This is a genomic window from Hyphomicrobium sp. MC1 (assembly GCF_000253295.1).
Taxonomy (GTDB): Bacteria; Pseudomonadota; Alphaproteobacteria; order Rhizobiales; family Hyphomicrobiaceae; genus Hyphomicrobium_B.
This window is the reverse complement of the sequence record NC_015717.1, coordinates 2,413,750-2,428,928: the sequence shown is the minus strand read 5'-3', so window position 1 is coordinate 2,428,928 and position 15,179 is coordinate 2,413,750. Positions and strand designations below refer to the sequence as shown.

Here is a 15,179-nt window from a genome sequence, read left to right as displayed (position 1 = left end):
GGGATTTTGGTTCGGATGCGGTCGATGTGCGGGAGGGCAGGCTTTCCACTTTGGGAGGCTCGCCCGTTGAACCGCTAACCCTGAGCATCGTGCCGTTTGGGTGCGGGCTCTAACAGTGAAGGGGAACTATGGCGAAGAAAATTGACGGCTTTATCAACTTGCAGGTACCGGCTGGGGCGGCCAATCCGTCGCCGCCGATCGGTCCCGCGCTTGGTCAGCGCGGCGTGAATATCATGGAATTCTGCAAGTCCTTCAATGCAAAAACGAAGGACCTGGAGCAGGGTACACCGATTCCCGTGAAGATCACGGTCTACTCCGACCGTTCGTTCACGTTCGAGATGCGTCAGCCGCCGGCGACGTACCTCATCAAGAAGGCAGCAGGTCTTCGCCCGACGGGTAAGGGCGGTCAGGGTTCGAAAGAGCCGGGTCGCATTGTTGCCGGTCAGGTCACGATCGCGCAGCTGAAAGAGATTGCTAAGGGCAAGCTCAAGGACATGAACACCGACGATATCGACGCCGCCGCTCGCACGCTCGCGGGTAGCGCACGTTCGATGGGCCTCAAGGTGGTGGAGTAGTCCGATGGCAAAAGCTCAAATCAGCGCTGAAAAGATCAAAGAAACGCGCGATGCCGGTGGCAAGCGCATGCTCACCGTCAAGCAGGGCCTCCCCGCGGGTAAAGCCTATGGCGTCGACGAAGCCGTGAAGATCATCAAGGAACGCGCCAAGGCGAAGTTCGACGAGACGATCGAAGTTGCCGTCAACCTCGGCGTCGATCCCAAGCATGCCGACCAGATGGTCCGCGGCGTCTGCAACCTGCCGAACGGCTCGGGCCGCACGGCGCGCGTTGCCGTTTTCGCTCGCGGCGCCAAGGCCGACGAAGCGAAGGCTGCCGGAGCCGACATCGTTGGCGCGGAAGACCTCGTTGAAATCGTCTCGAAGGGCACGATCAACTTTGATCGCTGCATCGCGACGCCGGACATGATGGGTCTCGTCGGCCGCCTCGGTAAGGTCTTGGGTCCGCGCGGCCTGATGCCGAACCCGCGCGTCGGCACCGTGACCATGGACGTCACCAGCGCCGTGAAAGGCGCCAAGGGCGGCTCGGTTGAGTTCCGCGTCGAGAAGGCGGGCATCGTGCACGCTGGCGTCGGCAAGGCGAGCTTCACCGAAGAAGCCTTGGTCCAGAACATCAAGGCGTTCGTCGACGCGGTCGTGAAGGCGAAGCCGACGGGTTCCAAGGGCACGTACCTCAAGAAGGTATCGCTGTCCTCGACGATGGGTCCGGGCCTGAAGCTCGACACCGCTTCCGTCGCGCCGGGACCGGCCGCCTAAGTTTGAAGAATTCCGGGGCAACCCGGAAAACCCTGGACCGGGGCGGTTTCGCTTCGGTCCGGAGCTGTCCGAGATTGTGGGTGCCGATCCGGCTTGCCGGTGACGCCTAAGTCTCTCCTCCGCGGGAGAGCCTGCATGAGACAGAAGTGGATCGGATTTGAGGCGATAAGCCAAAAAGTTCGGTTTGAACCTTCTGGGTCAGCACCGTGCCGCTACTCGCGGTCCACGGGAACGAGGACAGACTAACGTCGCCTGATCCCTCACCGGAGACGGCGGCAAAGGTGCAACCCGCGAGGCTTCGCAAATGAAGCTTCGCAGCAAGGAGACGAGACGTGGATAGAGCCGCGAAACGTGAGCTCATCGATAGCCTCCACACCACGCTGAAAAGCACGGGTGTGGTCGTTGTCGCCCACAACACCGGCATGGTGGCCGCTCAATCCGCAGAGTTCCGCAGGCGCGTTAAAGAAGCCGGCGGCTCTGTGAAGGTGGCCAAGAACAAGCTGGCGCAGCTCGCGCTCAAGGATACCGACGCCGAGAAGCTTTCGGAGATTTTGACGGGGCCGACCATCCTGGCCTTCTCGCAAGATCCGATCGCCGCGGCGAAGGCGACCGTCACGTACGCCAAGGGCAACGACAAGCTCGTGATCCTGGGTGGCGCGATGGGCAAGACCATCCTTGACGCGAAAGGCGTGCAGGCCCTTGCCGAACTGCCGTCGCTTGATGAACTCCGCGCCAAGCTCATTGGCCTCCTCAACGCTCCGGCGACCAAGATCGCCCGGACCGTCAAGGAGCCCGGTGCCAAGCTGGCCCGCGTCATTCAGGCCAAGGCGTCGAAGGAAGAGGCAGCAGCCTAACCATCGGAAGTTGTGGGGCTTTGAGCCCTCGAAGAGCTACGCAGCACGGCCCGCAGGGGGTGCTGCAATTCAACCACTAGGTTCAAACCGGAAGGACACTATATATGTCTAAGATCGAGAAAATCGTTGAAGACTTGTCGGCACTCACCGTGCTCGAAGCCGCTGAGCTTGCCAAGATGCTGGAAGAGAAGTGGGGCGTTTCGGCTGCTGCTGCCGTCGCCGTTGCTGCTCCCGCTGCTGGCGGCGCTGCTGCTGCTCCGGCCGAAGAGCAGACGGAGTTCACCGTTATCCTGAAGTCGGGTGGCGACAAGAAGATCAACGTCATCAAGGAAGTTCGCGCCATCACGGGCCTCGGCCTGAAGGAAGCCAAGGACCTCGTCGAGGCCGGCGGCAAGACCGTGAAGGAAGGCGTTTCGAAGGACGAAGCCCAGAAGCTCAAGAAGCAGCTTGAGGATCAGGGCGCTGTCGTCGAAGTGAAGTAATTGACGATCAACACCGGCTGGGTCGCTCCCGGCCGGTGTTGATGCCTGCGCATACCGCGCATTGCGGCCGGCTTCCCAGAAGGGGGCGCGCAATGCGCAAAATAAAAAACGGTTTTCCGGAGGGTCCTGGGGTTTTCGAACCTCGAAAAAGGACCCTCCGGTGAACCGTTTCAAGAGGTCCCAGTTCTCCAGGGACCCTGAGCGCGTCGCATTTGGATCGCGGGACTACCCGCATACGAGAGCACGAAGGGACCGATATGGCTCAAACCCTCACCAGCCGCAAACGCCTCCGGAAGCAGTTTGGTTCTATCGGAGAAGTCGCGGAGATGCCGAACCTCATCGAGGTTCAGAAAGCGTCTTACGATGACTTCTTGATGGTCAAAGAGCCCCCGGGCGGCAGGCCGGACGATTTCGGCTTGCAGTCGGTGTTCAAGGGCGTTTTCCCGATCTCCGATTTCGCCGGCAAGTCGACGCTGGAATTCGTCAGCTACGAATTCGAGCCGCCGAAGTTCGACGTCGACGAGTGTATGCAGCGCGACATGACGTTCGCAGCGCCGCTCAAGGTCAAGCTGCGCCTGATCGTGTTCGATGTGAACGAAGAGACGGGCTCGAAGTCGATCAAGGACGTCAAGGAGCAGGACGTCTACATGGGCGACATGCCGCTCATGACGTCGAACGGCACCTTCATCATCAACGGCACCGAGCGCGTGATCGTCTCGCAGATGCACCGTTCGCCGGGCGTCTTCTTCGACCACGATCGCGGCAAGACGCACTCTTCGGGCAAGCTATTGTTCGCAGCTCGCATCATTCCGTATCGCGGTTCCTGGCTCGACTTCGAGTTCGACGCGAAAGACATCGTCTATGTCCGTATCGACCGCCGCCGCAAGCTGCCGGTGACGACGATGCTCTATGCCTTGGGCCTCGACGACGAAGAGATCCTCGCGCACTTCTACAAGCACATCTCGATCAAGGAATCGAAGCGCGGCTGGAAAATGCCGTTCCTGCCCGAGAAGTTCCGCGGCGTTACTCCGCAGTCCGACATCGCCGACGCTAAGACCGGTGAAGTGATTGCGCGCGCTGGCGAGAAGATCACCGCACGCCGTTCGCGCGAGATCGCCGAAAGCGGCATCAAGGAAATCCTGATCTCCGCTGAGGACCTCGCAGGCCGCTTCATCGCCGAAGACATCGTCGATATGGAGACGGGCAAGATCTTCGCCGAAGCCGGTGACGAGCTGGATGAGAATCTGTTGGCCGAGCTCAAGGAGCAGAAGGTCAAGGAATTCCACATCCTCGACATCGACTACGTCAACACCGGCGCGTTCATCCGCAACACGCTCAACATCGACAAGAACGCCAATCAGCAGGAAGCGCTGATGGACATCTACCGGGTCATGCGCCCGGGCGAGCCGCCGACCATCGAAGCGGCGACCGCGCTGTTCCATGGCCTGTTCTTCGATCCGGAGCGTTTCGATCTCTCGGCCGTCGGCCGCGTGAAGATGAACATGCGCCTCGAACTCGATGCGCCTGATACGATGCGCGTGCTGCGCCGTGAGGACATCCTCGCGGTCGTGAAGACGCTTGTCGATCTGCGCGACGGCAAGGGCGAAATCGACGACATCGACCACTTGGGCAACCGTCGCGTTCGCTCAGTCGGCGAGCTGATGGAGAACCAGTATCGCGTCGGCCTGCTCCGCATGGAGCGCGCCATCAAGGAGCGCATGTCGTCGGTCGATATCGACACGGTGATGCCGCAGGACCTGATCAACGCCAAGCCGGCAGCGGCTGCGGTGCGCGAGTTCTTCGGTTCGTCCCAGCTCTCGCAGTTCATGGACCAGACGAACCCGCTGTCGGAAATCACCCACAAGCGCCGTCTCTCGGCTCTTGGACCGGGCGGTCTGACGCGTGAACGCGCGGGCTTCGAAGTCCGCGACGTGCATCCGACGCACTATGGCCGTATCTGCCCGATTGAGACGCCGGAAGGTCCGAACATCGGTCTGATCAACTCGCTCGCGACGTTCGCGCGCGTGAACAAATACGGCTTCATCGAAAGCCCGTACCGCAAGGTCATCAACGGCCGCGTCACCGACGAGGTTGCCTACCTCTCCGCCATGGAAGAGATGCGCCATCACGTTGCGCAGGCAAACGCTGCCATCGATGCCAAGGGCAAGATGACGGAAGACCTCGTCACCGTTCGCTACCAGGGCGATGTGATGCTCGTTCCGACCGACAAGGTCGATTACATCGACGTGTCGCCGAAGCAGCTCGTGTCGGTCGCGGCCGCGCTCATCCCGTTCCTTGAGAACGACGACGCCAACCGCGCGCTCATGGGCTCGAACATGCAGCGTCAGGCCGTGCCGCTGATCAAGGCGGAAGCGCCGCTGGTCGGCACCGGCATGGAAGAGCGCGTGGCGCAGGACTCGGGCGCTGCCATCGCGGCACGCCGTACGGGCATCGTCGATCAGGTCGACGCAACCCGTATCGTTATCCGCGCAACGGAAGAGCAGGACCCTTCGAAGCCGGGCGTCGACATCTATCGTCTGCGCAAGTTCCAGCGTTCGAACCAGAACACCTGTATCAACCAGCGTCCGCTGATTAACGTCGGCGATCACGTCAAGGCAGGCGACATCATCGCTGACGGTCCTTCGACCGAACTCGGCGAGCTGGCGCTCGGCAAGAACGTGCTCGTCGCGTTCATGCCGTGGATGGGCTACAACTTCGAAGACTCGATCCTGATGAACGAGCGCGTCGTCTCCGAAGACGTGTTCACCTCGATCCACATCGAGGAATTCGAGGTCATGGCTCGCGATACGAAGCTCGGACCTGAGGAAATCACGCGCGATATTCCGAACGTCTCGGAAGAAGCGCTGAAGAACCTCGACGAAGCCGGCATCGTCTACATCGGCGCCGAAGTCCATCCGGGTGACATTCTGGTCGGCAAGATCACGCCGAAGGGCGAAAGCCCGATGACGCCGGAAGAAAAGCTTCTGCGCGCCATCTTCGGTGAAAAGGCGTCTGACGTTCGCGATACCTCGCTGCGTCTGCCGCCGGGCGTCGCCGGCACGATCGTCGAAGTCCGCGTCTTCAATCGTCACGGCGTCGAGAAAGACGAGCGTGCGATGGCGATCGAGCGCGAAGAGATCGAGCGTCTCGCAAAAGACCGCGACGACGAGCTTCAGATCCTCGACCGCAACGTCTACGCCCGTCTGAAAGACGCACTGATGGGCAAGGAAGTCGCGAAGGGTCCGAAGAACGCCCGTAAGGGTACGATCATCGACAACGTGATCCTCGACGACATCCCGCGTAGCCAGTGGTGGGAAATCGGTCTTGCCAATGAGAAGGCGCAGGCCGAAGTCGAAGCCATCCAGAAGCAGTACGAAGACGCCAAGAAGGGCCTCGGTCTGCGTTTTGCCGACAAGGTCGACAAGCTGCAGCGCGGTGACGAGCTGCCGCCGGGCGTGATGAAGATGGTCAAGGTCTTCGTCGCGGTGAAGCGCAAGATCCAGCCGGGCGACAAGATGGCCGGCCGTCACGGCAACAAGGGTGTCGTGTCGATGATCGTCCCGTCGGAAGACATGCCGTTCCTCGAAGACGGCACGCCGGTCGACGTCGTTCTGAACCCGCTCGGCGTGCCGAGCCGCATGAACGTCGGACAGATCCTCGAAACGCATCTTGGCTGGGCGTGCCGCGGCCTTGGCCGCATGATCGACGACGCATTGCATCAGTTCCACGAGAGCGGCCAGGCGCAGGCTCTCCGCGAACAGATGGAGCGCGTTTACGGTCAGGACGTCATCAAGTCGTCGTTGAAAGACGATGAGCTTGTGGGCGTCGCTCAGAACCTGCGCACGGGCGTTCCGATTGCGACGCCGGTGTTCGACGGCGCGCGTGAGAAAGACATCGTCGAAATGCTGCAGCTCGCAGGTTTCGATACGTCGGGCCAGGTGACGCTGTTCGACGGCCGCACGGGCGAGCCGTTCGATCGCAAGGTCACCGTCGGCTACAAGTACGTTCTGAAGCTGCACCACCTTGTCGACGACAAGATCCATGCTCGTTCGATCGGTCCGTACTCGCTCGTTACCCAGCAGCCGCTGGGCGGTAAGGCGCAGTTCGGCGGCCAGCGCTTCGGCGAAATGGAGGTCTGGGCTCTGGAAGCTTACGGCGCCGCCTACACGCTGCAGGAAATGCTGACCGTGAAGTCGGACGACGTCGCCGGCCGCACCAAGGTCTACGAGGCGATCGTCCGTGGTGACGATGCGTTCGAAGCCGGCGTGCCAGAAAGCTTCAACGTGCTCGTCAAGGAAATGCGCGCGTTGGGTCTCAACGTCGAGCTCGTCAACAGCGAGCTGCCGCAGATCGAAGCAGAAAACGATCAGCCGGAGACGCCCGAGGAACCCCAGGCGCAGCTTCCGCCAGCGGCTGAATAACGAACATCGAAGACGATCTCCGCCCCCCGGGAAGGGCGGAGATCGGCAAAACACGACCACTAAATTCCACGGGCACGGTCACCCCAGCCGCGCCCATGAGGAGACAGCCGATGAACGAAATTACCAACATCTTTAAATCGCAGGCTCCCGCTCCGGTCTTCGATCAGATCCGGATCTCGATCGCCTCGCCCGAGGACATCCTGTCCTGGTCCTACGGCGAGATCAAAAAGCCCGAGACGATCAACTATCGTACCTTCAAGCCGGAGCGCGACGGCCTGTTCTGTGCGCGCATCTTCGGACCGATCAAGGACTACGAATGCTTGTGCGGCAAGTACAAGCGCATGAAGTACAAGGGCCTGATCTGCGAAAAGTGCGGCGTGGAAGTGACGCTCGCAAAGGTTCGCCGCGAGCGCATGGGCCACATCGAGCTTGCGGCTCCCGTCGCGCACATCTGGTTCCTGAAGTCGCTGCCCTCGCGCATCGGCTTGCTGATGGATATGGCGCTGAAGGACCTTGAGCGCGTTCTTTATTTCGAGAACTACATCGTCATCGAGCCGGGCACGACGCCGTTCGCTGAGCGTCAGCTGCTGACGGAAGAGCAGTACAACCAGGCGATCGACGAGTACGGCGCAGATACCTTCACCGCCGGCATCGGCGCCGAGGCGATCCGCGAACTTCTGTCCGCCATGGACCTGCCGAAGATCGCGCAGGATCTCCGCCAGGAGATCGCCGAGGCGACGACGGAGCTGAAGCCGAAGAAGCTCGGCAAGCGCCTGAAGGTCATCGAAGCCTTTATGGAATCGGGCAACCGTCCGGAGTGGATGATCCTGACCCAAGTTCCGGTCATCCCGCCGGAACTGCGTCCGCTTGTTCCGCTCGATGGCGGCCGCTTTGCGACGTCGGACCTGAACGATCTCTATCGCCGCGTCATCAACCGTAACAACCGCCTGAAGCGGCTGATGGAGCTGCGCGCGCCGGATATCATCATCCGCAACGAAAAGCGCATGCTGCAGGAGGCCGTCGACGCCCTGTTCGACAACGGCCGTCGCGGCCGCGTCATCACCGGCGCCAATAAGCGTCCGCTGAAGTCGCTCGCCGACATGCTGAAGGGCAAGCAGGGCCGCTTCCGTCAGAACCTGCTCGGCAAGCGCGTCGACTACTCCGGTCGTTCGGTCATCGTCGTCGGTCCGGAACTCAAACTGCACCAGTGCGGCCTGCCGAAGAAGATGGCGCTTGAGCTGTTCAAGCCCTTCATCTACGCGCGCCTCCAGACGCTCGGCCAAGCCGCGACCGTGAAGCAGGCGAAGAAGCTCGTCGAAAAGGAAAAGCCCGAGGTTTGGGACGTCCTCGACGAGGTCATTCGCGAGCATCCGGTGATGCTGAACCGCGCCCCGACGCTTCACCGCCTCGGCATTCAGGCGTTCGAGCCACAACTCATCGAGGGTAAGGCGATCCAGCTTCACCCGCTGGTTTGCGCTGCCTTCAACGCAGACTTCGACGGCGACCAGATGGCAGTGCACGTTCCGCTGTCGCTCGAAGCGCAGCTCGAAGCGCGCGTCCTGATGATGTCGACGAACAACATCCTGCATCCCGCGAGCGGCCAGCCGATCATCGTGCCGTCGCAGGACATCGTGTTGGGTCTCTACTATCTGTCGATGATGCGCGACGGCGAGCCCGGCGAAGGCATGATGTTGGGCTCGATCAACGAGGTGCTTCACGCCCTTGAATCGAAGTCCGTCACGCTGCACGCCAAGATCAAAGGCCGCTATAACGCGATCAATGATGAGGGCGAGGAAGTCTCGGAGATCCACGAGACGACGCCGGGCCGTCTGCTTCTCGCACAGCATCTGCCGAAGATGCCGGGCATGAAGTTCTCTATGGCGAACCAGCTTCTGACGAAGAAGAACATCTCCGGTCTGATCGACTTGGTCTACCGTAACTGCGGTCAGAAAGAGACGGTCATATTCTGCGACCGGATCATGGCGCTCGGCTTCCATCACGCCTTCAAGGCTGGCATCTCGTTCGGCAAGGACGACATGCTCATCCCGGAGACGAAGGAGAAGATCGTCGAGAAGACCAACGTCGAGGTCCGCGACTTCGAACAGCAGTATCAGGACGGCCTGATCACGCAGCTCGAGAAGTACAACAAGGTCGTCGACGCCTGGTCGCGCTGCACCGATCAGATCGCCAAGGAAATGATGGACCGCATCTCGGCGGTTCAGAAGGACGCTACGACCGGACGCGAGCGTCCGATCAACTCGGTCTACATGATGAGCCACTCGGGCGCGCGCGGTTCGCCGGCGCAGATGAAGCAGCTCGCCGGTATGCGCGGCCTCATGACGAAGCCTTCGGGCGAAATCATTGAGACGCCGATCATCTCGAACTTCAAGGAAGGCCTGTCGGTTCTCGAGTACTTCAACTCGACCCACGGTGCCCGTAAGGGTCTTGCAGACACCGCCTTGAAGACGGCGAACTCGGGCTACCTCACGCGTCGTCTCGTCGACGTCGCGCAGGACGCCATCATCTCTGAAGTCGATTGCGGAACCGATGCCGGCATTAACGTGCAGGCAGTCGTCGACGCCGGTCAGGTGATCGTGTCGCTTGCGGCGCGCTCGCTGGGCCGTACGGCAGCCGAAGACATCAAGCACCCGACGACGGGCGAGATCATCGTCGCCAACGGCGAACTAATCGAAGAAAAGCACGCCGATCTCATCGGCAAGGCCGAGCTTCAGGAAGTTCGTATCCGTTCGGTGCTGACCTGCGAGACGGTCAACGGCGTGTGCGCGAAGTGCTACGGCCGCGACCTCGCTCGCGGTACGCCGGTCAACATCGGTGAAGCTGTCGGCGTCATCGCCGCACAGTCGATCGGTGAGCCGGGCACGCAGCTGACGATGCGTACGTTCCACATCGGCGGCACGGCCAACTTGGTCGACTCGTCCTTCATCGAGTCGAACTTTAACGGCACCGTGAAGCTGAAGAACCGTGCGATCGCCAAGGACTCGAAGGGCCAGAACGTCGCGACGAGCCGCATCATGTCGGTCATCATCGTCGACCAGACGGGCAAGGAACTCGCGACTCACAAGATCAGCTACGGCTCGCGCATCTTTGTCGATGAAGGCGATACCGTGAAGCGCGGCACCAAGATCGCGCAGTGGGATCCCTACACCCGTCCGATCCTGTCGGAAGCCGACGGCTTCGTCGACTTCGAAGACTTGATCGAAGGCTCGTCGGTCCGCGAACAGACCGACGAAATGAAGGGTACGTCGAACCGGGTCATTATCGACTGGCGCACGTCTCCGAAGGGCTCCGAGCTGAAGCCTGCCATCGTGATCAAGGACTCGAAGGGCAAGCCGATCAAGGTCGCGCGCGGCGGTGACGCTCGCTACCTCTTGTCGGTCGAAGCCGTTCTGTCGGTCGATCGCGGCACGGAAGTGAAGGCGGGCGACGTTCTTGCTCGTATTCCGACGGCGTCGGCGAAGTCCGGTGACATCACCGGCGGTCTACCGCGCGTCGCGGAACTCTTCGAAGCCCGCCGTCCGAAGGATCACGCGATCCTCGCGGACATCTCGGGTACAGTTGAGTTCGGCAAGGACTACAAGAACAAGCAGCGCATCACGATCAAGCCTGACGATGAATCGTTGGAGCCGGTCGAATACCTGATCCCGCGTGGCAAGAGCCTTGCTGTTCAGCCTGGCGATCGCGTTGAGCGTGGCGATTTCGTGTACGACGGCAACCCGGCGCCGCACGACATCCTGGCGATCAAGGGCGTCGAGGAACTCGCGAACTACCTGATCAACGAGATCCAGGACGTCTACCGACTGCAGGGCGTGACGATCAACGACAAGCACATCGAAGTCATCGTTCGTCAGATGTTGCAGAAGGTTGAAGTCACCGACGCCGGCGAGACGGAACTCATCAAGGGTGAGCAACTCGATCGGATCGAGTTCGAGGAAATCAACGCAGCCGCTCAGAAGGCCGGCAAGCGTGCGGCGTCCGCGAACCCGGTTCTGCTTGGTATCACCAAGGCCTCGCTGCAGACGCGCTCGTTTATCTCGGCGGCGTCCTTCCAGGAGACAACGCGCGTGCTCACGGATGCTGCCGTCAACGGCAAGTCCGACACGCTCGAAGGTCTCAAGGAGAACGTCATCGTCGGCCGCCTTATTCCGGCCGGTACGGGCGGCATGCTGCGTCAGCTCCGCAAGGTCGCGATGCAGCGTGACGATCTCATCGCCAAGGAAAAGGCGAAGACTTCGAACCTGCCGTCGCCTGACGGCGCCTCAGGCCCGGCTGCACGCCGTCGCCGTCGCCCGGCGGAGGAAGCAGCGGAGTAATCTCCGCTCGCTTCTCAAGAGCATTCTAATGCCAACGGCCGCCTCTCTGGGGCGGCCGTTTTCATTTGTTGAGAACGGTCTCCTCGCTCTTGTCTCGACAGGCCATTTCTTATCTTTAGGGCGGTACAATGGATCCTGGGCCTGAAGCCGTGGATGACACCTCGAAATTTCCTCGAGAGAGGGCTGCCAACCGGTGCAAAGCAGCCTGGAAGACGCGAGTCCTCTTTAAAAATTTTCAGCGATTCCCATTTAAGTGCGGTGCACACCCAAAAATTTGGTTTTCTGTCGGTTTTAAAGCGTTCTGCGCGCCCGAGCCGACAACAGGTCGCAGGTTCGGTTTGCCTTATGACGGCGAATTCGGCGAAAATAATTTCGCAACCCTGCGGCGGCCCTGTTGACCAATATGGCGGGTGTGTATATAGCTCCGCCCACTCTCACGGGTTGGTGGTAGGTCGCTCGGCGCTTTAAGCGCCTATTTTGCTCCTAAACGCTCCCGTTCATAAAGCAGAGCATATCGACGGGCCATGATCTGTCTCCCCCCCAAAGGGCGGCACGATCCTCTGGTTTTTTCTTGCTAGGGGCGAACTTCGCGCACCTGGCAGGTTTGCTTGGCGCATTTCCGCTGTCGGGAATGTGTCCCGAAGTCAGGATTGGGCGAATGCCGACGATACAACAGTTGATCCGGAAGCCCCGGGTAAAGCCAGTCTACCGCGAGAAGTCGCGCCACATGGAAGCGTGCCCGCAGAAGCGCGGCGTCTGCACGCGCGTCTACACGACGACGCCGAAGAAGCCGAACTCCGCTCTGCGTAAGGTCGCCAAGATCCGGCTGACCAACGGCTACGAAGTGATCGGCTACATCCCGGGCGAAGGCCATAACCTTCAGGAGCACTCCGTGGTGCTGATCCGCGGCGGCCGCGTGAAGGACCTTCCCGGCGTCCGTTATCACATCATCCGTGGTGTGCTTGATACGCAGGGCGTCTCGGCACGTCGTCAGCGGCGTTCGAAGTACGGTGCAAAGCGGCCGAAGTAATCGGTCTCGTTCGGGCCGGCGGTGTCGGCCTGTAAGATTTAAAGCGAATTCGAAGCGAAGGGCCTGTCAGGATGTCTCGTCGTCACGCGGCGCAAAAGCGGGAAGTGATCCCGGATCCGAAGTTCAACGACGTCGTCGTCACCAAGTTCATGAACGCGGTGATGGAGCACGGCAAGAAGTCGGTTGCAGAACGCATGGTCTATGGCGCGTTCGAAAAGATGGAGCAGCGGGGCAAGGCGAACCCGATCGATCTTTTCCGTCAGGCGCTCGACAACGTCATGCCGTCGGTTGAGGTTCGTTCGCGTCGCGTCGGCGGTGCCACGTACCAGGTTCCGGTCGAGGTTCGTAACGAGCGCCGTCAGGCGCTGGCGATCCGCTGGTTGATCTCCGCCGCTCGCGCTCGCAACGAGTCGACGTTGATCGACAAGCTCTCGGGCGAATTGCTCGACGCCGCGAACAATCGTGGCACTGCAGTTAAAAAGCGCGAAGACACGCACAAGATGGCTGAAGCCAACCGCGCCTTCTCGCACTACCGCTGGTAGGACAAGTTACAAGGATTTCGAGGCAGACATGGCCCGGCAATACCCGATCGAGGATTATCGCAACTTCGGCATCATGGCTCACATTGATGCTGGCAAGACGACCACGACCGAGCGAATCCTCTACTACACCGGCAGGTCCTATAAGATCGGCGAAGTCCATGACGGCGCCGCGACGATGGACTTTATGGATCAGGAAGCTGAGCGCGGCATCACGATCACGTCGGCCGCGACGACCTGTTTCTGGACCGGCCGTGACGGCAAGAAGCGCCGCCTGAACATCATCGACACCCCAGGCCACGTCGACTTCACGATCGAAGTCGAGCGTTCGCTGCGCGTGCTCGACGGCGCTGTTTGCGTTCTTGACTCGAACCAGGGCGTCGAGCCGCAGACGGAAACCGTCTGGCGTCAGGGCGACAAGTACAATGTTCCGCGCATCATCTTCGCCAACAAGATGGATAAGATCGGCGCCGACTTCTACATGTGCGTCGACGACATCAAGGCGAAGCTCGGTGCGCGTCCGGTTCCGATGCAGATTCCGATTGGTGCTGAGTCGAATTTCCAGGGCGTCATCGATCTCGTTAAGATGAAGGCCATCACCTGGGACGGTGACGGCAAGGACGCGAAGATGGTCGAGGGCGAGATCCCGGCCGACCTCGTCGACAAGGCGAACGAATATCGCGCCGCTATGATCGAAGCTGCCGTCGAAATGGACGACGCAGCACTCGAGGCATTCCTCGAAGGCAAAGAGCCGGATGAGGATACGCTGCGCAAGCTGATCCGCAAGGCGACCGTCAAGGGCGCCTTCTACCCGATGTTCTGTGGCTCGGCCTTCAAGAACAAAGGCGTTCAGCCGCTGCTCGACGCGGTCGTCGACTATCTGCCGTCGCCGCTCGATCGCGAAGCCTACAAGGGCATTGATCCCAAGACCGGCGATGAGCTGCTCCGCAAGCCGTCGGACACCGAACCGCTGGCCATGATCGCCTTCAAGATCATGAGCTTCGAGCACGTCGGCTCGATCACGTTCTGCCGCATCTACTCGGGCAAGCTCGAGCAGGGCATGGCGCTTGCGAACACGACGCGCGACAAGAAAGAGCGCGCCGGCCGCATGTACCTGATGCACGCCGCGGATCGTGAAGAAATCAAGGAAGCTTATGCCGGCGACATCGTCGCTCTGCAGGGCCTGAAAGATACGCGCACGGGCGAAACGCTTTGCGATCCGCAGAAGCCGGTCATTCTCGAAAAGATGGACTTCCCGGAGCCCGTCATCGAGATGAAGGTTGAGCCGAAGACGAAGGCCGACCAGGAAAAGATGGCGATCGCGCTCAACACGCTGTCGCTGGAAGATCCCTCGTTCCGCGTCTCGGTTCACCCCGAGTCGGGCGAGACGATCCTCAAAGGCATGGGCGAGCTTCATCTCGACATTAAAGTCGACATCCTGAAGCGGACCTACGGCGTCGAAGCCACGACGGGCGCTCCGCAGGTCGCCTATCGCGAAACGCTCGCGCGCCCGGCAGACATCGACTACACGCACAAGAAGCAGACCGGCGGTACGGGCCAGTTCGCTCGCGTCAAGCTCAAGCTCGAGCCGAACGAAGTCGGCAAGGGCAACGAGTTCACGACCTCGATCGTCGGCGGTACGGTTCCGAAGGAATACATTCCGGGCGTCGAAAAGGGCGTGAAGTCGGTCTGGGACAACGGCATGTTGATCGGCTTCCCGATGGTCGACATGAAGGTCAATCTTTATGACGGCGCGTTCCACGAAGTGGACTCGTCCGCGATCGCCTTCGAAATCGCGACGCGTGCTGCCATGAAGGAAGGCTGCGAGAAGGCCGGTGTTAAGATCCTCGAGCCGATCATGGACGTCGAGGTCGTGTCGCCGGGCGAATTCGTCGGCGGCATCATCGGCGACATCAACTCGCGGCGCGGCCAGATCCGTACGCAGGAGATGCGTGGCAACGCGACGGTCATTCGTGCGTTCGTCCCGCTCGCGAACATGTTCGGTTACATCAATACGCTGCGTTCGATGTCGACGGGTCGCGCGCAGTACTCGATGCAGTTCGCACACTATGCGGACGTGCCGCGCAACGTGGCGGACGAGGTCAAGGCCAAGTACGCCTAAGAAGTTGAACCTGGCCGGCGAGAGTATCCGTCCGCTGGGTTCTAAAAAATGAAGCCTGAAATTCCCGGGTC

Annotated in this window: 9 protein-coding genes; all 9 read left to right on the top strand. The window is 60.8% G+C overall.

Annotation, left to right across the window (positions count from 1 at the left end):
• Nucleotides 1-128: 128 nt before the first annotated feature.
• A complete protein-coding gene (gene rplK / locus HYPMC_RS11915; RefSeq protein ID WP_013948203.1) occupies nucleotides 129-575 on the top strand; it encodes a 50S ribosomal protein L11 in 447 nt (148 codons plus the stop codon).
• 67 nt (nucleotides 576-642) lie between these two features.
• Nucleotides 643-1,329 carry a 50S ribosomal protein L1 gene (gene rplA / locus HYPMC_RS11910; RefSeq protein ID WP_029671017.1) on the top strand — a complete coding sequence of 229 codons (687 nt, stop codon included), beginning with the start codon at nucleotides 643-645 and terminating at the stop codon, nucleotides 1,327-1,329.
• A gap of 332 nt (nucleotides 1,330-1,661) precedes the next feature.
• A complete protein-coding gene (gene rplJ / locus HYPMC_RS11905; RefSeq protein ID WP_013948201.1) occupies nucleotides 1,662-2,183 on the top strand; it encodes a 50S ribosomal protein L10 in 522 nt (173 codons plus the stop codon).
• Between the two features lie 104 nt (nucleotides 2,184-2,287).
• Nucleotides 2,288-2,665, top strand: a complete 378-nt coding sequence (gene rplL / locus HYPMC_RS11900) for a 50S ribosomal protein L7/L12 (RefSeq protein ID WP_013948200.1) — start codon at nucleotides 2,288-2,290, stop codon at nucleotides 2,663-2,665.
• Nucleotides 2,666-2,922: 257 nt separating this feature from the next.
• Complete coding sequence (rpoB, locus tag HYPMC_RS11895; RefSeq protein ID WP_013948199.1) at nucleotides 2,923-7,086, top strand: DNA-directed RNA polymerase subunit beta; 4,164 nt, start codon at nucleotides 2,923-2,925, stop codon at nucleotides 7,084-7,086.
• 110 nt (nucleotides 7,087-7,196) lie between these two features.
• Nucleotides 7,197-11,417: a DNA-directed RNA polymerase subunit beta' gene (rpoC, locus tag HYPMC_RS11890; protein ID WP_013948198.1), complete on the top strand. Its 4,221-nt coding sequence runs from the start codon at nucleotides 7,197-7,199 to the stop codon at nucleotides 11,415-11,417.
• Between the two features lie 658 nt (nucleotides 11,418-12,075).
• Entirely contained in the window at nucleotides 12,076-12,447 is a 372-nt protein-coding gene (gene rpsL / locus HYPMC_RS11885) for a 30S ribosomal protein S12 (RefSeq protein ID WP_013948196.1), read from the top strand.
• A gap of 71 nt (nucleotides 12,448-12,518) precedes the next feature.
• Nucleotides 12,519-12,989, top strand: a complete 471-nt coding sequence (gene rpsG, locus HYPMC_RS11880; protein WP_013948195.1) for a 30S ribosomal protein S7 — start codon at nucleotides 12,519-12,521, stop codon at nucleotides 12,987-12,989.
• 28 nt (nucleotides 12,990-13,017) lie between these two features.
• Nucleotides 13,018-15,108: an elongation factor G gene (gene fusA / locus HYPMC_RS11875; RefSeq protein ID WP_013948194.1), complete on the top strand. Its 2,091-nt coding sequence runs from the start codon at nucleotides 13,018-13,020 to the stop codon at nucleotides 15,106-15,108.
• Nucleotides 15,109-15,179 lie beyond the last annotated feature (71 nt).

What these genes read in the sequence shown, in the direction of transcription:
- rplK (WP_013948203.1), top strand. Translation starts at nt 129, where the DNA reads ATGGCGAAGAAAATTGACGGCTTTATCAACTTGCAGGTACCGGCTGGG.
- rplA (WP_029671017.1), top strand. Translation starts at nt 643, where the DNA reads ATGCTCACCGTCAAGCAGGGCCTCCCCGCGGGTAAAGCCTATGGCGTC.
- rplL (WP_013948200.1), top strand. Translation starts at nt 2,288, where the DNA reads ATGTCTAAGATCGAGAAAATCGTTGAAGACTTGTCGGCACTCACCGTG.
- rpoB (WP_013948199.1), top strand. Translation starts at nt 2,923, where the DNA reads ATGGCTCAAACCCTCACCAGCCGCAAACGCCTCCGGAAGCAGTTTGGT.
- rpoC (WP_013948198.1), top strand. Translation starts at nt 7,197, where the DNA reads ATGAACGAAATTACCAACATCTTTAAATCGCAGGCTCCCGCTCCGGTC.
- rpsL (WP_013948196.1), top strand. Translation starts at nt 12,076, where the DNA reads ATGCCGACGATACAACAGTTGATCCGGAAGCCCCGGGTAAAGCCAGTC.
- rpsG (WP_013948195.1), top strand. Translation starts at nt 12,519, where the DNA reads ATGTCTCGTCGTCACGCGGCGCAAAAGCGGGAAGTGATCCCGGATCCG.
- fusA (WP_013948194.1), top strand. Translation starts at nt 13,018, where the DNA reads ATGGCCCGGCAATACCCGATCGAGGATTATCGCAACTTCGGCATCATG.